The following is a 20,420-nucleotide window of genomic DNA, read 5'->3' on the forward strand; positions in this document are numbered from 1 at the left end:
GGCCCCCGGGGAGGGGGCTCAGAACCAGGGGAACCAGGGCTTAGTTGTTGTTGGGTCCCCCTTTGGTGTTCGTGGGGGTGGGGAAGCCGGGGATCCCGGGGAGTGTGGGGGGTGTGTCGTTCCCTTTCGGCGGGTCGACCGGCTTGGTCGTCAGCCCCACCGAGGTGTTCGGGTCCACCTGGGTCCCGGCCGGCGGGTTGGAGGACAGCACGATCGCGTTCGGGTCCTGCGGGCCCGAGGTCACGCTGTACTGCAGGCCCATCGCCAGGAGGGTCTTGGACGCCTCCTTGAGCGGCTGGTTGACCATCGGCGGGACGGTGACCTTGTCCTGCGCCTTGTAGATGGTCAGCGTGATCTTGGTGTTGGCCGGCTGCTTGCCGCCCGCCGGGCTCTGCGAGGCCACCGTGTTGACCTTGGCCGGGTCGTTGGTCTGGGTGGTCTTCGAGGCGTCCACCTGGAAGCCCGCGCCCTCCAGCGCGGCCTGCGCGGCCTCCTTCGGCTGGCCGACCACGCTCGGCACGTTGATCTTGGCCTTGCCCTGGGAGACGGTCAGCTTGACCGGGGCGGTCGGGTCGGCGCCGCCGGTGGCCGGGTCCTGCGCGACGACCTGGTCCAGCGGGGCGTTGTCGTCGTCCTTGTAGTCGGTCGTGACGTTGGCGAAGCCGGCGTCGGCGAGCGCCTTGATGGCCTGGTCCTTGGTCTTGCCGACCACGCTGGGCACCGTGGCCTTGGCCGGGCCGGAGGACAGCTGCACGGTGATCGTGGCGGCCTCGGCGACCTGGGTGCCGGCCACCGGGGTCTGGGTGCAGACCTGGTCCTTCTTGACGTTGGTGTCCGGGCAGGCGATCTTCTCGCCCTCGGTGACCACCAGCTTGGGACCGGCCTGGGCGACGGCCGTCTTCGCGTCGGCCAGGGTCTTGCCGACCACGTTGGGCGCCGAGATCTTCGGGGCGTCCTTCTTGTCGTCGCCCTTCTTGTTGCTGAACATCGCCTGGGCGACGAAGAAGGTGCCGACCAGGACCAGCACGGCGGCGACCGCCAGCACGATCCAGGAGGTGTTGCTCTTCTTCGGCGGCTCCTCGCCGCGCCGGCCGCCGCGGCCGTAGCCGTCGTCGTAGCCGTCGTTGCCGCCGCCCGGGGCGCCGGCGTAGGTCTGGCCGTAGCCGTCGTCGTAGCCGCCCGCCTGGGGCTGGGCGGGGTAGCCGGCCGGGGCCGCCTGCGGCAGCACGGTGGTCGGACCGCCGGGGGCCTGCTGCGGCAGCACGTTGGTCTGGCCGTACGGGTCGTGCTGCTGCGGGTAGCCGTTCTGGTCGTAGCCGTACCCGGCGGCGCCCATGCCGTAGGCGGCGGCCTGCTGGGCGGCGGCCACCGGCAGGCCGTCGAGGAAGCGCTCGATGTCGTCGCGCATCTCGTCGGCGGTCTGGTAGCGGTAGTCGCGGTCCTTGGCGAGCGCCTTGAGCACGATCGCGTCGACCTCGGGGCGCACCTCGGGGTCGAAGACGGACGGCGGCTGGGCCTCCTCCCGGACGTGCTGGTAGGCGACCGCCACGGGGGAGTCGCCGACGAACGGCGGGCGGACGGTGAGCAGCTCGTAGAGCAGGCAGCCGGTGGAGTAGAGGTCGGAGCGGGCGTCCACCTGCTCGCCCTTGGCCTGCTCCGGGGAGAGGTACTGGGCGGTGCCGATGACGGCGGAGGTCTGCGTCATCGTCATGCCGGCGTCGCCCATCGCCCGGGCGATGCCGAAGTCCATGACCTTGACGTTGCCCTGCCGGGTGAGCATGACGTTGGCGGGCTTGATGTCGCGGTGGACGATGCCGGCCCGGTGCGAGTACTCCAGGGCCTGGAGGATGCCGATGGTCATCTCCAGCGCCCGCTCCGGCAGCAGCCGGCGGCCGGAGTGCAGCAGCTCGCGCAGGGTGGAGCCCTCGACGTACTCCATCACGATGTACGGGATGGAGATGCCGTCGATGTAGTCCTCGCCGGTGTCGTACACGGCGACGATCGCGGGGTGGTTCAGCGACGCCGCGGACTGTGCCTCGCGGCGGAAGCGGGCCTGGAACGACGGATCACGGGCCATGTCGGCCCGGAGCGTCTTCACGGCGACGGAGCGGCCGAGCCGGGTGTCATGGGCGAGGTACACCTCGGCCATGCCGCCGCGTCCGAGGACGCCGCCGAGCTCGTACCTGCCGCCGAGGCGACGAGGCTCTTCCATAGTTCCGACCCTCTCCCTCACACGCCGGTGAGGTTGTGACGTAGGTGTCCCCGCACGCTCCGTGTGACGCCGTCCGGGCCCCGGGTGGTTCTGCGGTCAGGACCCTCCGGCACCGCGCGGAACGGCAACGGGTACACCCGTTGCTGCGGATACGCTACCGGTCGGACCGCGCGGGACCCGAGTCGGCCGCAGGCCGATATCAGACCGGTATCCGGACAGGGCTGCCGATCGTGACATTTCCCTCACCCGCGGACGCCTCCCGTCAGCCGCCGAGGACGGCCTGCATCACCGACTTGGCGATCGGCGCGGCGAGCCGGCCGCCGCTGATGCCGTCGCGGTTGTTGGAGCCGTCCTCGACGACCACCGCGACCGCGACCGAGCGGCCGTCGGAGGCCTTGGCGTAGGACGTGAACCAGGCGAACGGCAGTCCCGCGTTGCCCTCGCCGTGCTGGGCGGTCCCGGTCTTGCCGCCGACCGTGAGGCCGGGGATCCGGGCGTTCTTGCCGGTGCCGTTCTCGACCACCGAGACCATGAGGTCCTGCAGCTTCTGCGCGGTGGCCGGGCTGACCGGCTGGGAGAACTGCTTGTCGGTGTGCTTGGAGATGGTGGTCAGCGAGGCCGAACGCTCCTCGGCGACCAGGTACGGCTGCATCAGGGTGCCGTTGTTGGCGATCGCCGCCGAGACCATCGCCATCTGCAGCGGGGTGGCCTGGGTGTCGTGCTGGCCGATCGAGTCCTGGGCGGTGCCGTCCGGGGTGGAGTTCGACGGGAAGACGCTCTTCTCGGAGCGGATCGGGGTGTCCACGGTGCTGTTGAAGCCGAACTTCTCGGCCTGCACCCGCATCTTGTCCTTGCCCAGGTCGGCGCCCATCTTGGCGAAGACGGTGTTGCAGGACTGGTCCATGCCGGACTTGATGGTGGCGTTGCCGCAGACCTCCCGGTCGGACTCGTTCTTCAGCACGAAGTTGGTGCCCGGCAGGGTGTACGGGTCCGGCGTCTGGGTCTGGTCGTCGATGTTCTGGTAGAGGCCGTTCTCGAACGCCGCCGCCGCGGTGACCAGCTTGAAGGTCGAGCCGGGCGGATAGGTCTCGCGCAGCGCCCGGTTGAGCATCGGCTTGTTCGGGTCGGCGTTGAGGTCGGTCCAGGCCTTGGAGTCCGAGGACTCGTTGCCGGCGAAGGCGGCCGGGTCGTAGGACGGCGTGGAGACCAGGGCGAGGATCGCGCCGGTCTTCGGGTCGATGGCCACCGCCGCGCCCTTCTTGTTGCCGAGCCCCTCGAAGGCGGCCTTCTGGGCCTTGGCGTTGATCGTGGTGACGACGTCGCCGCCGCGCTTCTGCTCGCCGGTCAGCATGTCCAGGGTGTTGCGGAAGAACAGCCGGTCGTCGCTGCCGGAGAGGATGCCGTCCTCCAGCTGCTCCAGCTGGCTGGAGCCGAAGGCCTGGGAGGAGTAGCCGGTGACCGGGGCGTACATCAGGGGGTCGGTCCAGGACCGCTTGTACTTGTAGCGCAGGCCGTTCACGAAGGTGGACTGGGTGATCGGCTGGCCGTCGACGATGATGTTGCCGCGCGGGTAGGCGTAGCGGTCGTAGACCTGGCGCTTGTTGTACTTGTTGCTCGCCCAGGCCTCGGCCTGCACGCCCTGGATCCAGTTGGTGCGCACCATGAGGGCCAGGATCAGCACGAGGCAGAAGATCGAGACCCGGCGGATCGGCTTGTTCACGAGGCGGTACCCCCCTGGATCTCGGGTGTGGGGGTGGGTTCCACCCCGGGGCGGCGGGCGTTGTCGCTGATCTTCAGCAGGATCGCGACCAGGGCCCAGTTGGCGACCACCGAGGACCCGCCCTGGGCGAGGAACGGCATGGTCATACCGGTCAGCGGGATCAGCCCGGTGACACCGCCGGCGACCACGAAGACCTGCAGCGCCATCGCCGAGGAGAGGCCGACGGCGAAGAGCTTGCCGAACGGGTCGCGGGCGGCGACCGCGGTGCGCAGGCCGCGCTGGATCAGCAGGGCGTACAGCATGAAGATCGCCATCATGCCGGTGAGGCCGAGCTCCTCGCCGAAGGAGCCGAGGATGAAGTCGCTCTTGGCGGCGAAGTCGATCAGCCAGGACCGGCCCTGGCCCAGGCCCGAGCCGGTCACCCCGCCGGAGCCGAAGGACATCAGCGCCTGGCCGATCTGTTCGGTGGCGTACGGCGGGTGGTTGGGCTCGAAGGCGGCCATCGGGTCGAGCCAGGCGTCGATGCGGGTCTTCACGTGGCTGGTGGTGGAGGCCACCGCGACCGCGCCGCCGACCGACATCAGCAGGCCGAAGACGATCCAGCTGGTCCGTTCGGTGGCGACGTAGAGCATCACCACGAAGAGGCCGAAGTAGAGGAAGGACGAGCCGAGGTCGTTCTCGAAGATCAGGATGAGCAGGCTGAGCAGCCAGATCACGATGATCGGGCCGAGGTCGCGCCCGCGCGGCAGGTACAGGCCCATGAAGCGGCGGCTGGCCAGCGCCAGGGCGTCCCGCTTGACCATCAGGTAGCCGGCGAAGAACACGGTGAGGATGATCTTGGCGAACTCGCCGGGCTGGATCGAGAAGGCGCCCATCCGGATCCAGATCTTGGCGCCGAAGTCCTCCTTGCGCTCCGGGAAGAACGCCGGGGCGGCGAGCAGCACCAGGGCCACCGCCATCGAGATGTAGGTGTAGCGCTGGAGGACCCGGTGGTCCTTCAGGAAGACGATCACCACGATGAAGAACGCGATGCCCAGGCCCGACCACATCAGCTGGTTGGGGGCGGCCGCGAAGTTGTTGTGCAGCAGCGGCCCGGCCTTGTCGAGCCGCCAGATCATCACCAGGCCGAGCCCGTTCAGCAGGGTGGCGATGGGCAGCATCAGCGGGTCGGCGTACGGCGCGAACTTCCGCATCAGCAGATGGGCGACCAGCGCGAGCGCGCCCATGCCGAGGCCGTAGCCGAGCATGCCGGCCGGCAGCTTGCCGTCCATCGCCAGGCCCACGTTGGCGTACGCCAGCACCGGCAGCACCACCGCGAAGGCGAGCATCGCCAGCTCGGTGTTGCGCCGGTTCGGCGTCGCCTGCGGCGAGATGGTGGTGTTGCGGCGCCGCCGCGAGGACGCGCGGTCGTTCGGCACGCCGGTGTCCCGGCGGCCGGCGTCGCTGCTCACATCAAAAGTGCTCACGAGTGGGCCGCTCCCTGACGGCCGGCGGGTCCGCGCCGGGCGGGCCTATGTCGGGTCGCGTCCATCACGGCTTCGGGCAGGAGTCGGCGCGCTGCCGCTCCTCGTCGGTCAGGCCGGGCAGGTCGCCCTGCGGGGCCGCCGGGGCCACCGGGGCGGCGGCGCCCTGACCGGGCGTGGCGGCCGGGGCGGTGGCGCTCGGGGTCGGGGTCTGGGTGGCCGTGGGGACGCCGGCGGCCGGGGCGCGGCCGGTGGCCGACGGGCTGGGCGGCGTGGTGGCCGTCACGAACCCGGCGTGCGTCGCCACCGTTCCGGCGGCCTGCTGGACCGGCTGCTGGCCGGGCGCCGGGACGGTGCCCTGGGCCTGCGGGTTGGCGGCCGCGGCCCGGACGTCGGCGACCTTCCGGCAGAACGCGGCCTGCTCGCCCAGCTTCTTCACCTTCTCGTCGGCGTCGCCGAGGCTGCTCGCCGAGATGGTGTTGGTGACGTGGGTGCGCTGGTCCTGCGGGAGGTACTTGAGTTCGATGTCCTTGTACGGGGTGTGCACCGAGGACAGACTCAGCCCGGCCAGGCTCTGGTTGACGCCCTGGTAGACGGCGACGTGGTCGCCGTCGGCGCCGACGTAGTACTGGCTCTGGGTCCACTGGTAGCCGAAGAAGCCGCCCGCGCCGAGCAGGCCCAGGGTGACCAGGCCGACCAGCGAGAAGGTCAGCGCCCGGTTCCCGCGCTTCTTGCGGGGCACCTCGTCGTCGAAGTCCTCGGTCCCGTGGACCGCCGGTCCGCCGTCCTCCGGGTAGCCCTCGGCCGGCCCGAAGCCGCCCTGGCCGTCGGGGTGGCCGGCGCCGTAGCCCTCGGCGGGGCCGAAGGCGCCCTGCGGGCCGCGGCCCAGTCCGGCGGCGCGGCCGGCCGGGGTGTCCGCGATCGAGCGGTCGGCGGCGGTCGAGGACGGCGGGGTCTCGGCGACCGCGCCGACCACCACCGGCACGTCGTTGAACTGGCCGCTCAGGGTGTCCGTGGCACCGACGTCGAGGACGTCCGCCACGATGCAGGTGATGTTGTCCGGGCCGCCGCCGCGCAGGGCGAGCTGGATCAGCTCCTGCACGGTCTGCTCGGGCGAGTAGAAGCTGCCCAGGGTGTCCTGGAGGGTCTGGTGGCTGACCGGGCCGGAGAGGCCGTCGGAGCAGATCAGGTAGCGGTCGCCGGCCCGGACCTCGCGGATCGACAGGTCGGGCTCGACCTGGCCGCGGCCGTCCAGGGCGCGCATCAGCAGCGAGCGCTGCGGGTGGGTCTCGGCCTCCTCGGGCGTGATCCGGCCCTCGTCGACCAGCCGCTGCACCCAGGTGTGGTCCTGGGTGATCTGCACCAGCGCGCCGTCCCGCAGCAGGTAGGCGCGGGAGTCGCCGACGTGCACCAGGCCCATCCGCTGGCCGGTCCAGAGCATCGCGGTGAGGGTGCAGCCCATGCCCTCCAGCTGCGGGTCCTCCTCGACCATCTGGCGGAGCCGGTCGTTGGCGCCCTGGACCGCGTCGCCGAGCAGGGTCAGCAGGTCGGCGCCGGGCACGTCCTCGTCCAGCCGGACGATCGAGCCCAGTACCTCGGAGGACGCGACCTCACCGGCCGCCGCGCCGCCCATGCCGTCGGCCACGGCCAGCAGCCGCGGGCCGGCATAGCCGGAGTCCTCGTTCCCCTCCCGGATCAGTCCCTTGTGGGAGCCGGCGGCGAAGCGCAGCACCAGGGTCATGCGACCTGTGCCCCCCTCTGGGTCATGGACGGGATGCTGTCCCTCATGCGCTACTACTTCCGCAGTTCGATGACGGTCCTGCCGATACGGATCGGCATGCCCGGCTGGAGCGGGGTCGGCGCGGTCAGGCGCTGACGGTCCAGATAGGTGCCGTTGGTGGAGCCTAGATCCTCCACCGTCCACTGCCCAGTCTGGTCGGGATAGATCCTGGCATGCCGGGAGGACGCGTAGTCGTCGTCCAGCACGATGGTGGAGTCGTGGGCCCGGCCGAGCGTGATGGTCTGGCCCTGCAGCGCGACGGTGGTGCCGGCCAGCGAGCCCTGCACCACGACGAGCTGGGTCGGGGCGCCGCGGCGGCGCCCGCCGCCCTGGGTCGGCGGCCCGCCGGCGGCGGGCTGGCCCTGCGGGGGCCGTCCGGCCGCCGCGGGGGCGGTCGTGGTCGCGGCGCCGCCGCGACGGGAGGCCCGCGGGTTCACCCGCGTGCCGAAGAGGTCGCTGCGGATCACCTGGACCGCGACGATCACGAACAGCCACAGCACGGCCAGGAATCCCAGCCGCATGACCGTGAGGGTCAGTTCTGACATAACCGCGCCCGCTCTACCCTTCGACCTGTCGGTAGACGATGGTGGTGGATCCCACGACGATTCGGGAGCCGTCGCGGAGCGTAGCGCGCTGGGTGTGCTGCCCGTCCACCACGATGCCGTTGGTGGACCCGAGGTCCAGCACCATCGCGGGGGTGCCGGGGCGAATCTCGGCGTGCTTGCGGGAGACCCCGGGGTCGTCGATGCGGACGTCCGCCTCGGTGGAGCGGCCGAGCACGCAGGCGTTCCCGGTGATCTGGTGGCGGGCGCCGTTGACCTCGATCCAGCGGCGCACCGAGGTGCCGTGGCCGGCGCCCGGGAACGGGCGCACGGTGCCGCCGGCCGGGGCCGGCGGGCCGGGGGGCATGGCCGGGGGCGTGGCGGGCGGCGGGGGCGCGCCGTACGGGGCGGCGCCGGGCTGCTGCCAGGGCGCGCCGGGGGCCTGGGCGGCCGGCGGGCGGCCGTAGCCGGGCTGGGTCGGGTGCGCCGGGGCCTGCTGCTGCGGCTCCTCGGCGGCCAGGGTGCGGCTGCGCACCCGGTACAGGCCGGTGTCGAGGTCCTCGGCCTTCTCCAGGTTCACCTGGAGCGGGCCCATGAAGCTGTAGCGCTGGGCCTCCGCGTACTCGCGGACCATGCCGGCGAGTTCGTTGCCCAGCTGTCCGGAGTAGGGGCTCAGCCGCTCGTAGTCGTGCGGGCTGAGTTCGACGATGAAGTCGTTGGGCACGACGGTGCGGTCGCGGTTCCAGATGCTCGCGTTGTTGTCGCACTCGCGCTGCAGCGCTCCGGCGATCTCCACGGGCTGGACCTCGGACTTGAACACCTTGGCGAAGGTGCCGTTGACGAGACCCTCGAGTCGCTGCTCGAACTTCTTCAGCACTCCCATGGGGCACCCCCTTCCAGGGTTCGTTCGCCTGCCTGCCGACCGGTGTCCGGGGAGCCGGTCGCGCCTACTTGCGGTACTTCCGTACTGATCGTATCCACGCCGGGGCCATCCGTACGGTTCCCGGACCACGTGGTGCCCGGGGGTGGGCTCGGACACACAGGGTGACGCATGCGGGCGGCAACATGCCAGGGCCACCCGCCGGGCGGGGCCGCCGTCCTTCGCCCGCCTGTTCGCCGGGCATCCGTTCGGATGCGCTCGGGTGCCCCGGGGAACGGATTCGGAGGTGACCCGCAGGTCGTGCTACTGTTTTCCATGTCGGAAGGGGCGCCCACCGGGCGGCCTGATCGAAGAACTGCGAAGGCCACATGGTACCGAGCGGATCGGCTGATCGACCGGCAAGCGGTGAAAACACCCATGCGCGGGTGGCGGAATAGGCAGACGCGCTGGATTCAGGTTCCAGTGCCCGAAAGGGCGTGGGGGTTCAACTCCCCCCTCGCGCACAGCGAAGCCCCGCAGATCTTCGGATCTGCGGGGCTTTCTCGTTGTTCCCCGCCCCGCGGTGCTCCCGCGGGGGTCACCGCCGCGCTCCCGGGGCGGGGCGGTTCAGGAGGACGGGGCCGGCAGGTCGGCGCGGACCTCGAAGCCGCCGTCCGGGGTGGGCCCGGCGGTGAGCGAACCGCCGAGCAACTGGGCCCGTTCGCGCAGGCCGACCAGGCCGTGGCCGCCGCCCGGCAGGATCTGCGAGGGGCGGACCGGCGGCGCCTCGTTGCGCACCTCGACCCGCAGCCGCCGCCCACGGGCCCGGATCCGCACATGCACCGCGGCCTGCGGCGCGTACTTGGAGATGTTGGTGAGCGCCTCCTGCACGGTGCGGTAGGCGGCCCGTTCGACCGCCTCCGGCCAGGGACGGTCGCCGGGGGCGAACTCGGTGTCGGCGGCCAGCCCGCTCTCCGCGATCAGCCGGGGCAGATCGGCCAGCCTGGGCTGCGGGGCCAGCGGGGTCTCCGTCCGCGGACCGCCGGCCCGCAGCACCCCGACCATCTGGCGCAGTTCCTCCAGGGTGCGCACGGACAGTTCGCGGATCGTCCGGGCGACGCCCGCGGCCGCCGGGTCCGGGGTGGAGACCTGGAGCGCGCCGGCCTGGATGCTGATCAGGCTCACCTGGTGCGAGACCACGTCGTGCATCTCCCGGGCGAGCCGGCCGCGCTCCTCGCTGAGCACCCGCTCGGCGAGCAGCCGGCTCTCCCGCTCCTGTCCGCGGGTCAGCTCGTCCAGCCGGGTCGCCAGCTCGTGCCGGGTCCGGGCGAGCAGTCCGGTGGCCGCCGGCCCGGCCGCGAGCATCACGGACTGGATGGCGTAGAGGGCGGTGTCCCGGCTGAGCTCGAAGCTCTGCTCGGAGACCGGCCAGTGGAAGAACTCGACCAGCGCGAACAGGGTGGCGCAGGGCACCACCACCCGGCGCTGCGGGCGTTCGGCGGCCACCGTGTAGACGGCCGTGATCGGGGCGAGCCAGATGTCGTCGACGTAGCTGCCGGGCATGGTCAGCAGCAGCACGGTGACCGGGAAGCGCCGGCGCCACGGCAGCGCGACGGCGGCCAGCACCGACAGCAGGCTCTGCCAGGGCGGGGCGCCGCGGGCCACCAGGGCGGCGTCCACCAGGGAGTAGAGGGCGGGCAGCAGGAGCATCAGCCAGGGCGCGGTGAACCCGGACGGGAGGCGTCGAGCGGCAGTGGCGCCGCCGCTCATGCCCCGTTGCTCGGCTTCGGGCGGACCAGCCCGGCCCGGTGGGCGATCACGGCCGCCTGGACCCGGTTGGCGGCGCCGAGCTTGCCGAGGATCGCGCTGATGTGGTCCTTCACGGTGCCGGTGCCCAGGAACAGCCGGTCGGCGATCTCGGCGTTGGACAGGCCCTCGCCCAGCAGCGCCAGCACGTCCAGTTCCCGGCCGGTCAGCGTGCGGGCCAGGGTGGCGGCCTCGGCGTCCGGGCCGCCGCCGTCCACGTAGCCGCCGATCACGGTGCGGGTCACCGTGGGGGAGAGGATGTTGCCGCCGGCCGCGAGCACCCGGACGGCGTGCACCAGCTGCTCCGGGGCGGTGTCCTTGAGCAGGAAGCCGGAGGCGCCGGCCCGCAGCGCGGTGCCGATGTACTCCTCGGTGTCGAAGGTGGTGAGCATCGCCACGGCCGGCGGGTCGGGCAGCGCCCGGAGCCGGCGGAGCACCGAGATGCCGTCCAGGTCGGGCATCCGGATGTCCAGCAGCACCACGTGGGGGCGCAGCCGCCGGACGTACTCCTCGGTCTGCGCGCCGGAGCAGTCGCCGACCACCTCCAGGTCGGGGGCGGAGCCGACGATGAGGCCCAGCCCGGACCGGACCAGGATCTCGTCGTCCACGATCAGCACGCGGGTGGTGGTGATGGCCCCTCCTCGGTTCGGCGGCCGGGCCGGTCCGGTCCGCATGACTGGAATCGAGGGTAGGGCCTGACCGGCGGCTTTGCCGGGCCCCGGGGCCGTCCCCGCCGGCCGGGTGACCCCCGCCGAACGGCGGGGGTGTGAATCCGCTACCGGGTTCACGCAATTCTCACCGTCCGTGGGGAACCATGGAATCGGCTGCCGCTCAGTCGGCCTGCCGGCCGAGGTGGGCGTCCAGCCGGGCCGCGTGCGGATGCGGCCCACCACCTGATCGTTTGGAATTGAGCTGTGTCGTCCACTGTGAAGCCGGAGCCGTCCACCTCCCCCACCGGGTCCCGGTCCGAGCCCGGTGCCCTCGTGGCGCGCTGGCGCCCGCGGGCCGCCGCGGCGACGGTCTGGTACCTGCGGCTGATCGCGCTGCTGAACCTCGTCACCGTGGTCCTGGCACAGTTCCGGGACCAGGTCGAGACGCACAACGAGGGCGAGTACTTCACCCCCTACCTGATGACCGCGGGCCTGAGCAGCGCGGTGCTGTCGATCTTCCTGGCGATCGCCATGCGGCGCCGCAAGCGGGCCGCCTGGATCTTCAACATCGCCCTGGCGGGCCTGTTCGCGCTGCTCTACCTGATCGCCATGTCGCTGCCCGACGAGGGCTTCGACCGGCACCCGCTGAACTATGTCTCCACTGTGCTGACCTGCGGCTTCGTGCTGGCCCTGCTGGTCGGCCGGAAGGAGTTCACCTCCAAGGGCGACCGCTCCAACCCGAAGACCGCCGCCGCCACCTTCGTGGCCGGCCTGGGCTTCGGCGGCGTGGTCGGCGCCGGCCTGGTCGCGCTGACCAACGCCCTGCCGCACGCCGACTTCTGGGACATGTTCCGGTACTCGGTCGGCCGGATGATCACCATCACCCCCTCCGAGCACCTGCGCTCCGTGATCGACGCGCCGACCTGGGTGAACGCGGTGATCAACGCGATGGGCGCGGTGCTCTTCCTGCTCGTCCTCTACGTGGCCTTCCGCAGCCCGCGCGGCAACGAGCTGCTCACCGCCGAGGACGAGCAGCGGCTGCGGGTGCTGCTGGACAAGCAGGGCGAGCGGGACTCGCTCGGCTACTTCGCGCTGCGCCGGGACAAGGCGGTGATCTTCTCGCCGAGCGGGAAGGCCGCGATCGCCTACCGGGTGGTCGGCGGCGTCTCGCTGGCCTCCGGCGACCCGATCGGCGACCCGGAGGCCTGGCCGGGCGCGATCGACGCCTGGCTGGCCGAGGCCCGTGAGCACGCCTGGGCGCCGGCCGTGATGGGCGCCTCCGAGGAGGCCGGTGTGATCTACGCCCGGCACGGCCTGGACGCGCTGGAGCTGGGCGACGAGGCGATCGTCGAACTGGACGAGTTCTCGCTGGACGGCCGGGCGATGCGGGTGGTGCGCCAGGCCTACAACCGGGTCAAGCGGGCCGGTTACACGGTGCGGATCCGCCGCCACGAGGAGATCCCGGAGAGCGAGATGGCGGCCCTGGTCGCCAAGGCCGACCAGTGGCGCGACGGCGCGACCGAGCGCGGCTTCTCGATGGCGCTGGGCCGGCTCGGCGACCCGGGCGACGGGCGCTGCGTGATGCTGGAGTGTCACGACGCCGACGGCGAGCTGAAGGCCCTGCTCAGCTTCGTGCCGTGGGGCGCGGACGGGCTCTCGCTGGACCTCATGCGCCGGGCCCGGGACACCGAGAACGGCCTGATGGAGTTCATGGTGATCGAACTCCTGCAGCGGGCCCGCGAGGTGAATCTGGCCAGGGTCTCGTTGAACTTCGCGATGTTCCGTTCCGTTTTCGAACGGGGCTCGAAGCTCGGTGCCGGGCCGGTCCTGCGGCTGTGGCGTTCCGTTCTGGGCTTCTTCTCCCGCTGGTGGCAGATCGAATCGCTCTACCGGGCCAACGCCAAGTACCGGCCGATCTGGGAGCCGCGTTATCTGCTCTTCGAGAAGAGCAGCGAGATTCCGCGGATCGGCATCGCCAGCGCCCGGGCCGAGGGCTTCATCACCGCACCGAGCCTGCCCGCGCTGTTCCGTCGCCGGCACCAGGGGCCGCCCGCCGTCGGGGCGCCCCGCGTGCCGGTGGCGGCACGGGACGGGAAGGGGTAGTCCCTCCGCCGGGGGGCGGAGGGGTCCGGTCGCCCGGATGGGGGGATTTCGGGGTGGCTCCTCCCCCCTGAGGATGACGGGGATCGGCACAAATGCCGATGTGGATTCGTAAAGCGGCTTCTAATGTGGAGGTAGTCGGGAAGGCGCTTGCGCCGACGGGGATTTGGAGAACCGGTTGTGATGCGGAGGACCCACGCGGGGGGCGTGCGAAAGGGGCCGGTGGCAATTGCCAGAGAGGCCGCTGTCGCCGAGTGGGGAACGCTGTTCGGTACGGTCCGGGAGCAGGTGGTCCGCAAGAAGTTCGCGGCCGTCCCGCTGGCCACCGCGGCGACCTGTCTGATCCTGCTGTTCAGCATCGTCCAGCACCTGCCGGGCGGGGAGCGCTTCGTCACCCAGATCGGGGTGGTGAAGGCGGCCCTCCCGCTGGAGGTCTCGCTGCTGCGGACGCCGCTGTCGTTGTACGTGCCGGCCCTGGACCTGCCGGTGTGGGGCGCGCTGGCGCAGGTCTTCGTGGTCTTCGGGATCGCCGAGATCGTGCTCGGCCGGCGGCTGACCCTGGTGGTGGCCTACACCTGCACGATGGCCGGGACGCTGTTCGCCCGGGTCGGCGTGGCGATCGGGCCGGACCACGTCTTCGGGTTCCCGAAGTGGGTCGCGCACGTGCGGGACACCGGTCCGTCGGCGGCGGTGGTGGCGCTGGCGATCTGCATCGCGTTCCGCTGCCGGGCCTGGTTCACCGCCGGACTGGTGGTGACGCTGATGGTCGGCGAGGCGGTCGTGCTGCCGAACCTCGCGGGCATGGAGCACGTGGTCGCGGTGATCGCGGCACTGCTGATCGCGGTCTCGGTGGAGGTGTTCGGGGACTTCTGGCCGCGGGTGCTGGCCGGTGTCGGGGCGGCGGCCGTGGTGGCGGCGGCCACCGCCTCGCTGGAGGTGGCCGCCGACGCCCGCCTCCGCACCCCGGCCGGCGCGGCGGTGCCGTAGCCCGGGGGCTCCGGTCCTGGAACGCACGGCCCGCGAGCCGAAGGGCCGCCCCCCCGGCGCCGGCCGTCGGCGCCGGGTCCCAGCGGCCCGGAGGCGAGTGGGCTCCGGATCAGAGCGGCAGTTCGAACCAGACGACCTTGCCGACGGCCTTGCGGGCGGTGCCCCAGCGGTCGGCGAGCTTGGTGACCAGGGTGAGGCCGCGGCCGGTCTCGCCGAGTTGTTCGGCGGGCTCCAGCGACGGCAGGTTGTGGTTGTCGTCGCTCACCTCCACCAGCAGCTTGTCGACCCGGATCAGCTGGAGCTGGACCCGGTCGCGGGCGACCCGGACGGCGTTCGTGACCAGCTCGCTGACCAGCAGCACGACGGTGTCGCTGAGCGACTCCAGGTGCCAGGCGGCGAGCTGCTCGCGGACCAGGGTGCGGGCCCGGCCGACCTCGCGCTGGTCGACCGTGAGGTCCCAGGTGGCGACCTCGCTCGGCGGGACCCCGTCGAAGCGGGCCACCAGCAGCGCGACGTCGTCCTTCCGGTCGTCCGAGTGCAGCCGGTCCAGGACCACGTCGCAGGCCTGCTCGGGGCTCTGCGTGGGGTCGATCAGATTGCCGCAGAGCGCGGCCAGGCCGGCTCCTATGTCGCCGCCCCGCACCTCGACCAGGCCGTCGGTGCACAGCACCAGCATCGAGCCGTCCGAGACGTCGATGGTCTTGGCGACGAACGGGACCCCGCCCACGCCGATCGGGGCGCCGGCCGGGATCTCCAGCAGCTCGCCGGTGCCGTCCGGGTGGACCAGGACCGGTGGGACGTGGCCGGCGCTGGCCAGCTCGCAGGTCCGGCTGATCGGGTCGTAGACCGCGTAGAGGCAGGTGGCGAGGTGGTCGTCGCCGAGCTTGTGGGCCAGGTTGTCCAGATGGCGCAGCAGCTGGCCGGGCGGCAGGTCGAGGGCGGCGAGGGTCTGCATCGCGGTGCGGAAGCGGCCCATCGCGGCGGCCGAGTGCAGGCCGTGGCCCATGACGTCGCCGACCACCAGGGCGACCCGGCTGCCGGGCAGCTGGATCGCGTCGAACCAGTCGCCGCCGACCTCGGCCCGGGAGTCGCCGGGCAGGTAGCGGTGGGCGATCTGGACGCCGGGGATCTGCGGCGGGCGGGTCGGGATCATCGACCGCTGGAGGGTGGTGGCGACCCGGGACTCGGCCCGGTGCAGCCGGGCGTTGTCGAGCGAGAGCGCGGCCCGGGCGGCCAGCTCCTTGAGGGTGGCGGCGTCACCCTCGTCGAAGGGGCCGCGGTCGGGGAGCCGGAGCAGCTTGAGGATGCCGAGGACGGTGCCGCGGGCGGAGAGCGGCACCACCAGCATCGAGCGGCCGGAGACCACCGGGACGAGCTCCGGGCCGCCGAGCGCGGCGGCGTAGTCGACCGCGACGTCCCGGGCGATCACCGGGACCAGCACCGGCTGGTTGAGCTGGAGGGCCATGCCGGGCGGGGTGCGGCGGGGCATGGCGACCAGGGAGCCCTCGGCGAGCACGTGGTCCCACTGGCCGCTGGACTCGTTGCGGACGAGCGCGACCCGGCGGAGCATCGTGTCGTCGTCCGGGCGGGCCTCGGGCAGCTCGGAGTCGGAGATCAGGCCGTCGACGAGGTCGACGCAGGCGAAGTCGGCGACCCGGGGGACGAGCACCCGGCACAGCTCGTGGGCGGTGAAGCCGAGGTCGAGGGTGGTGCCGACCTTGCCGCCGACCTCGCCCAGCAGGGCCAGCTGCTCGCCGGCATGGCCGTTGGTGAGGAACGGGCCGAACCGGCCGGCCGACGGCGCGGGGACGGCGGCCGGCGCGGCCGGCCCGTCCGGGTGCCGGTGCCCGTGGGCGGGCGCGTCGGCGGGCGGCACGGCGGTGCTCTGCTCGATGGTGGTGCCTCCTCGCGGCGGGGCCGGGACGACCGGGCCGGTGACGGGCGCGCCGAGGCCGGCGGCGGGGGCGGCGGCGGCCTGGGCGGACGCGGCGGCGGTCTCGCGCTGGGCGGGCAGCGGACCGGCCGGGCGGCGGCCGGGCGCGGACTGCTCGGGCTGCGGCGGCGGGCCGAGCCGGGCGGTGCGCTGCTGTGCGGTCGGGTAGCGGCGGCCGATCCCGGCCGCGGCGTGCGCGGTGCCGGCTGCCGGGTCGGCCGGGCGCAGCGGCAGCACGGTGGCCGGGTCCAGCCGCAGGGCGGGCAGCCCGGCCCGGGTCAGGGCGGCGAGCAGCGGTCCGCGGCGTTCGGCGGAGCCGGGCAGCAGCGCGGCGAGCGGTCCGGGCACCGGCCGGCCGGCGGTGGTCAGGGCGGCGGAGAGCCGGTGGAAGCCGCCGAGGGCGCCGGGGGCGGCGGCGAACGGCAGCTGCCGCTCGCCGACGGCCAGCCGGGGGCCGGAGGAGCGCAGCGGGCGGGCGTCGGCGGCCAGCGCCAGCAGTCCGCCGGCCGGGCCGTCCACCGGATAGGCCCACCAGAGGACGTCGCGCAGGTGCTCCTCGCGGTCGACCACGGGCAGCTGTCCCGCCCAGGCGGCGCCGGCGGAGGTCAGTTCGGCGAGCGTGGTGAAGGTGTCCCGGCGGCGGCCGGAGGCCGGGAGCGCGGCCTGGCCGGGCACGCTGCGCGGCTCGGCGGAGGGCAGCAGTCCGGCGGCCGGCCGGTCGTGGACGGCCTCGGCGCGGTGGCCGAACAGTTCCTCGGCGGCCCGGCTCCACTGGGTGATCCGGCCGCCGCGGTCGACCAGGACGAGGGCGAGCCGGACCAGGGCGACCACCCCCGACGGCTGGTCACCCGGTGTGGCGCCGGGCCCCGGGTCGGTGCCCGCCGGACGCGGTGTGGAGTTGGGATCGTCCACCATGGATTCGGTCTGCTCCCGCCTGGCCGCCATGTCTGGAGACGGCCGTTTCTCCGGAGGAAGGCATGCTGTGCGGATACCAGCGAAGCACGGACGGGCCGGGAGTCGATAGCGAAACGGGGAGATTCCTCGGTATCAGTTGCGTGTCACGTGCCGTGCGCCGGTCCGCACTCCCCGTCCACCGCGCGACGGCACCGTGCGGGCGGGCGGTAGGGTCGCAGGACGGCACGCAGGAGGAGGCGAGAGGTGACCGCGCAGATCCCGGTCCGCTGGACCGATCCGGAGCAGCAGGAGCTGGAGGAGCGGGTCGAGGCCGCCGAACTCGCGTGGCTCACCATGGACGTCGACGTGCGGACGCTGCGGGTCGAGATCGACAACTTCGCGCTGATCCACCATCAGCTGCTCGGGCCGCTGTACGCCCGGCTGGACGAGCTGGACGCGCTGCTCGCCGAGGCCGTGGCCGCCCGCACCGGGGACCCGGAGGACCTCCGGCGGGCCCGTGAGGCGCGCCGGAGGGTCGAGGAGCTGCCGGACCTGGACGCACTGTTCGACAGCGTCCGGGAGCGGGGCGAGCAGGAGGACGCCCCGCCGCCGCCGGCCGCGCCCGCCCGGGTGCGCCCCGGCCGGGACGCCCAGCGGATCTACCGCGAGCTGGTCCGCCGCGCCCACCCGGACCTCTCCACCGACCCGGAGGAGCAGCGGCGCCGGGCGGCGTTCCTGGCCCGGGTGAACGAGGTTTACGCCTACGGCGACACCGCCGCGCTGGAGGCGCTGGCGGCCGAGTGGTCCACCGCGCCCGAGGCGGCGCCCGCCGCGGACTCCCCCGACCGGCTGGACTGGCTGCGCCGCCGGCTGGCGTGGCTGACCGGCCGGATCGGCGAACTCGCCGCCGAGCAGGTCCGGTTGGAGCGCAGCGCGATGGGCGAGCTGCTGGCGCTGGCCCCGCAGGACCCGGACGGCCTGCTGACCGAGCTGGCCGAGCAGCTGCTGGCCAAGGCCGCCGCGCAGCAGGCCGAGCTGGCGGAGCTGCTCGGCGCGCCGGTGGGGGACAATGGCGGGGCCGATCCCGACGCCCAGGAGAACCAGACGATGTTCGCGCAGATCCCCACCATCGACGCCGCCGCCGTGCCCGCCGACGCCGCCCTGCTGGACGTCCGGGAGCAGGACGAGTGGGACGCCGGGCACGTGGAGGGCGCGCTGCACATCCCTGTCGGCGAGGTGGTCGCGCGGATCGGCGAGCTGCCGGACGCGAAGCTGTACGTGCTCTGCCGGGTCGGCGGGCGTTCCGCGCAGGTCGTCCAGTACCTGGTGCAGAACGGCCGGGACGCGGTCAACGTGGACGGCGGGATGTACGCCTGGGAGGGCGCGGGCCGTCCGATGGTGAGCAGCGACGGGCGGGACGCCTTCGTCCTGTAGGGGGCCGCGGCCTCCGGTCCCGTGCGCCCGGGGGGCTCCGCAGAGCGCCGGGATTAGGGCAGGATGGGCGCGCGACCGGGCCGGCGCGGTGCCGGCCCCACCCGTCCCCGGGGGAGTTCATGGCCGAGAGTGCCGAGGCCGCCGAGAACGCCGAGAGCACGCCGCCGCCGCCCGCCGGCCCGGTCCGCTCGGCGGGCGCCCGGGTCGTCCTGGGCACGGCCGCCGTCCTGCTGCTGACGGCCACCGGGCTGTTCCTCGGCGCGGTCTTCCTGCACGTGGCGCCCGCCAATTCGCTCTCCCGGGAGTACCGGGAGCAGCTGGACGGCCTGGTCTATCCCGAGTTCGAGCAGAACTGGAAGCTGTTCGCGCCCAATCCGCTGCAGCAGAACGTCGCGGTGGACGCCCGGGTGCGCACGGTGTCGGCGGACGGCGACGCCGTGGTCCACGGGTGGGTGGGGCTGACGGCGCAGGACATCGCGGCGATCCGGGGCAATCCGGCGCCCGGTCACGCCGACCAGAACCTGCTGCGCCGGGCGTGGGACTTCTACGACGGTTCGCACAGCGCCCAGGACGAGTCGGCGACCACGGAGCGCGGACGGCTCGCCGAGGACTACCTGAAGCGGATCGCGGTGCAGCGGATCGGCCGCAGCGTCGGGGGCCGGCCGGTGGTGGCGGTCGAACTGCGGGTGACCACGACGACTGTCGCGCCGCCGGACTGGAGCGGGGAGGCGGCGCCGCCCGCGCCGAAGGTGCGCGAGCTGCCCTGGTGGCCGGTGCGGGACGAGGACCTGCGGGAGCTGTGGTGAGCGGCCCGGTCCCGGCCGGGGCGCCGGAGCTGCTGCAGGACGGGATCCCCCGCCGGCCCGGGCCGCCGGCCGGCGAGGGGGCGCCGCCCGCCGCGCGCCGGCCGGGGCCGGCCGCCCGGGCGTTCGAGGTGTTCGCCGGCCGGGTGCTGGGGCGGTACCAGGCGGCGACGGTGCGGATCGGCTTCGGGCTGGTCTGGCTGGCGTACCTGCTGCGCGAGTGGCCGGACCGGCGGCTGCTGTACGGCGACACCTCGCCCTGGTCGATGGAGCTGGCGGAGCGGTTGCTGGCCGACAACGGGGCGCTGACGGTGCTTCCCTGGTTCGGCGGGCGGCTCTGGTTCGAGCTGGTCTACCACCTGGCGGTGCTGGCCGCGCTGGCCGTGCTGCTCGGCCGGCGGACCAGGGCGGCCACGGTGCTGTTCCTGGTGACCGTGCTGTCGCTGCAGAACCGCAACGTCTTCCTCGGGGACGGCGGCGACAACATCGTCCACCTGATGGCGGTGTACCTGGTCTTCACCCGCTGCGCCGAGGTGTGGTCGCTGGACGCCCGGCGGGTGCGGTCCGGGCGGGACGGCGTGGGCGGGGTGGTGCTGTGGGCGGTGCTCGGCGCGGTGCTGCTGGTCTGCCAGCTGGGGAGCTTCTCGGGGAACAGCCTGGACTGGACGGTCCCGGCGTTCCCGTACGTCGGCTGGGGTCCGCTGTTCTGGGTGCTCTGGGCGGTGGCCGGGCTGTGGTGGCTGGTGGACCGGGCGGCCCCGCGGGCGAGACCCGGGCGGTGCTGGACGCGCTGGCGACCATGGTGCACAACTGCGCGATGCTGGTGATCGCCGTCGAGGTGGTGCTGATCTACGCCACGGCCGGCTGGTACAAGGTGCAGGGCTCGCGCTGGCAGGACGGCACCGCGCTGTACTACCCGCTGCACCTGGACTACTTCACGCCCTGGCCGGGGCTGTCCGGGCTGGTCGCCGGTGCGATGCTGCCGGTGTTCCTGATCACCTACGGGACGGTGCTGCTCCAGGTGGCCTTCCCGTTCACGCTGGTGAACCGGCGGATCAAGAACGCGTTGCTGGTGGTGATGATGGCCGAACACGCGGGGATCGCGGTGCTGCTCGGGCTGCCGGTGTTCTCGCTGGCGATGATCGCGGCGGACGCGGTGTTCCTGCCGACGGCGGCGCTGCTGTGGGCCGGGGAGCGGGTCGCGCGGATCCGCCCCGGGGGCCGCCACTAAGCTGAC

13 protein-coding genes, 1 tRNA gene and 1 pseudogene are annotated in these 20,420 nt (G+C 73.1%); 6 read left to right on the plus strand and 9 right to left on the minus strand.

The window, feature by feature from the left end; genetic code table 11:
* Positions 1 to 40 precede the first annotated feature (40 nt).
* The 6 genes from pknB to ACF1AK_RS07605 all read right to left on the minus strand — a co-directional run bounded on the left by pknB (position 41) and on the right by ACF1AK_RS07605 (position 8,600).
* Positions 41 to 2,212, minus strand: a complete 2,172-nt coding sequence (pknB, locus tag ACF1AK_RS07580; protein WP_391497794.1) for a Stk1 family PASTA domain-containing Ser/Thr kinase — start codon at positions 2,210 to 2,212, stop codon at positions 41 to 43.
* Positions 2,213 to 2,474: 262 nt separating this feature from the next.
* Complete coding sequence (locus ACF1AK_RS07585; RefSeq protein WP_391497795.1) at positions 2,475 to 3,932, minus strand: peptidoglycan D,D-transpeptidase FtsI family protein; 1,458 nt, start codon at positions 3,930 to 3,932, stop codon at positions 2,475 to 2,477.
* Positions 3,929 to 5,350, minus strand: coding sequence for an FtsW/RodA/SpoVE family cell cycle protein (locus ACF1AK_RS07590; protein ID WP_391498043.1), 1,422 nt, complete (start codon positions 5,348 to 5,350; stop codon positions 3,929 to 3,931). The genes ACF1AK_RS07585 and ACF1AK_RS07590 overlap by 4 nt, the downstream gene beginning before the upstream one ends.
* A 112-nt stretch (positions 5,351 to 5,462) precedes the next feature.
* Positions 5,463 to 7,136: a protein phosphatase 2C domain-containing protein gene (locus ACF1AK_RS07595; protein WP_391497796.1), complete on the minus strand. Its 1,674-nt coding sequence runs from the start codon at positions 7,134 to 7,136 to the stop codon at positions 5,463 to 5,465.
* A 53-nt stretch (positions 7,137 to 7,189) separates the two neighbouring features.
* Positions 7,190 to 7,720 (minus strand): FHA domain-containing protein, encoded by a 531-nt coding sequence (locus ACF1AK_RS07600; RefSeq protein WP_391497797.1) that lies wholly within the window; start codon positions 7,718 to 7,720, stop codon positions 7,190 to 7,192.
* A gap of 13 nt (positions 7,721 to 7,733) precedes the next feature.
* Positions 7,734 to 8,600 carry an FhaA domain-containing protein gene (locus ACF1AK_RS07605; RefSeq protein WP_391497798.1) on the minus strand — a complete coding sequence of 289 codons (867 nt, stop codon included), beginning with the start codon at positions 8,598 to 8,600 and terminating at the stop codon, positions 7,734 to 7,736.
* A 416-nt stretch (positions 8,601 to 9,016) separates the two neighbouring features.
* Here ACF1AK_RS07605 and ACF1AK_RS07610 point away from each other — a divergent pair.
* Positions 9,017 to 9,100, plus strand: a tRNA-Leu gene (locus tag ACF1AK_RS07610).
* Positions 9,101 to 9,203: 103 nt separating this feature from the next.
* Here ACF1AK_RS07610 and ACF1AK_RS07615 read toward each other — a convergent pair.
* Both ACF1AK_RS07615 and ACF1AK_RS07620 read right to left on the minus strand, forming a co-directional pair.
* Complete coding sequence (locus ACF1AK_RS07615; protein WP_391497799.1) at positions 9,204 to 10,346, minus strand: sensor histidine kinase; 1,143 nt, start codon at positions 10,344 to 10,346, stop codon at positions 9,204 to 9,206.
* Entirely contained in the window at positions 10,343 to 11,056 is a 714-nt protein-coding gene (locus ACF1AK_RS07620) for a response regulator (RefSeq protein WP_391497800.1), read from the minus strand. The genes ACF1AK_RS07615 and ACF1AK_RS07620 overlap by 4 nt, the downstream gene beginning before the upstream one ends.
* Before the next feature lie 240 nt (positions 11,057 to 11,296).
* On the opposite strand from ACF1AK_RS07620, the gene ACF1AK_RS07625 reads away from it, so the two are divergent.
* Together ACF1AK_RS07625 and ACF1AK_RS07630 are read left to right on the plus strand one after the other, a co-directional pair.
* Positions 11,297 to 13,135 carry a phosphatidylglycerol lysyltransferase domain-containing protein gene (locus tag ACF1AK_RS07625; protein WP_391497801.1) on the plus strand — a complete coding sequence of 613 codons (1,839 nt, stop codon included), beginning with the start codon at positions 11,297 to 11,299 and terminating at the stop codon, positions 13,133 to 13,135.
* Between the two features lie 219 nt (positions 13,136 to 13,354).
* Positions 13,355 to 14,119, plus strand: a complete 765-nt coding sequence (locus tag ACF1AK_RS07630; protein ID WP_391497802.1) for a hypothetical protein — start codon at positions 13,355 to 13,357, stop codon at positions 14,117 to 14,119.
* A 109-nt stretch (positions 14,120 to 14,228) separates the two neighbouring features.
* Here ACF1AK_RS07630 and ACF1AK_RS07635 read toward each other — a convergent pair whose 3' ends face one another.
* Positions 14,229 to 16,967 (minus strand): SpoIIE family protein phosphatase, encoded by a 2,739-nt coding sequence (locus ACF1AK_RS07635; protein WP_391497803.1) that lies wholly within the window; start codon positions 16,965 to 16,967, stop codon positions 14,229 to 14,231.
* Positions 16,968 to 17,210: 243 nt separating this feature from the next.
* Between ACF1AK_RS07635 and ACF1AK_RS07640 the strand changes: the two genes are divergently transcribed.
* The 3 genes and pseudogenes from ACF1AK_RS07640 to ACF1AK_RS07650 all read left to right on the plus strand — a co-directional run bounded on the left by ACF1AK_RS07640 (position 17,211) and on the right by ACF1AK_RS07650 (position 20,414).
* On the plus strand, positions 17,211 to 18,380 hold the full coding sequence (locus tag ACF1AK_RS07640; protein ID WP_391497804.1) for a rhodanese-like domain-containing protein: 1,170 nt from the start codon (positions 17,211 to 17,213) through the stop codon (positions 18,378 to 18,380).
* Between the two features lie 119 nt (positions 18,381 to 18,499).
* Positions 18,500 to 19,186 carry a DUF5819 family protein gene (locus tag ACF1AK_RS07645; RefSeq protein WP_391497805.1) on the plus strand — a complete coding sequence of 229 codons (687 nt, stop codon included), beginning with the start codon at positions 18,500 to 18,502 and terminating at the stop codon, positions 19,184 to 19,186.
* Positions 19,187 to 19,314: 128 nt separating this feature from the next.
* A pseudogene (locus tag ACF1AK_RS07650) lies at positions 19,315 to 20,414 on the plus strand (HTTM domain-containing protein).
* The last annotated feature ends 6 nt before the right edge of the window (positions 20,415 to 20,420 follow it).

Source organism: Kitasatospora sp. NPDC015120 (genome assembly GCF_043080305.1).
In the GTDB taxonomy this organism is placed as follows: Bacteria; Actinomycetota; Actinomycetes; order Streptomycetales; family Streptomycetaceae; genus Kitasatospora.

Coding starts and splice junctions, on each gene's coding strand:
- pknB (WP_391497794.1), bottom strand. CDS start 2,212: ATGGAAGAGCCTCGTCGCCTCGGCGGCAGGTACGAGCTCGGCGGCGTC.
- ACF1AK_RS07595 (WP_391497796.1), bottom strand. CDS start 7,136: ATGACCCTGGTGCTGCGCTTCGCCGCCGGCTCCCACAAGGGACTGATC.
- ACF1AK_RS07600 (WP_391497797.1), bottom strand. CDS start 7,720: ATGTCAGAACTGACCCTCACGGTCATGCGGCTGGGATTCCTGGCCGTG.
- ACF1AK_RS07605 (WP_391497798.1), bottom strand. CDS start 8,600: ATGGGAGTGCTGAAGAAGTTCGAGCAGCGACTCGAGGGTCTCGTCAAC.
- ACF1AK_RS07615 (WP_391497799.1), bottom strand. CDS start 10,346: ATGAGCGGCGGCGCCACTGCCGCTCGACGCCTCCCGTCCGGGTTCACC.
- ACF1AK_RS07620 (WP_391497800.1), bottom strand. CDS start 11,056: ATGCGGACCGGACCGGCCCGGCCGCCGAACCGAGGAGGGGCCATCACC.
- ACF1AK_RS07635 (WP_391497803.1), bottom strand. CDS start 16,967: ATGGTGGACGATCCCAACTCCACACCGCGTCCGGCGGGCACCGACCCG.
- ACF1AK_RS07645 (WP_391497805.1), top strand. CDS start 18,500: ATGGCCGAGAGTGCCGAGGCCGCCGAGAACGCCGAGAGCACGCCGCCG.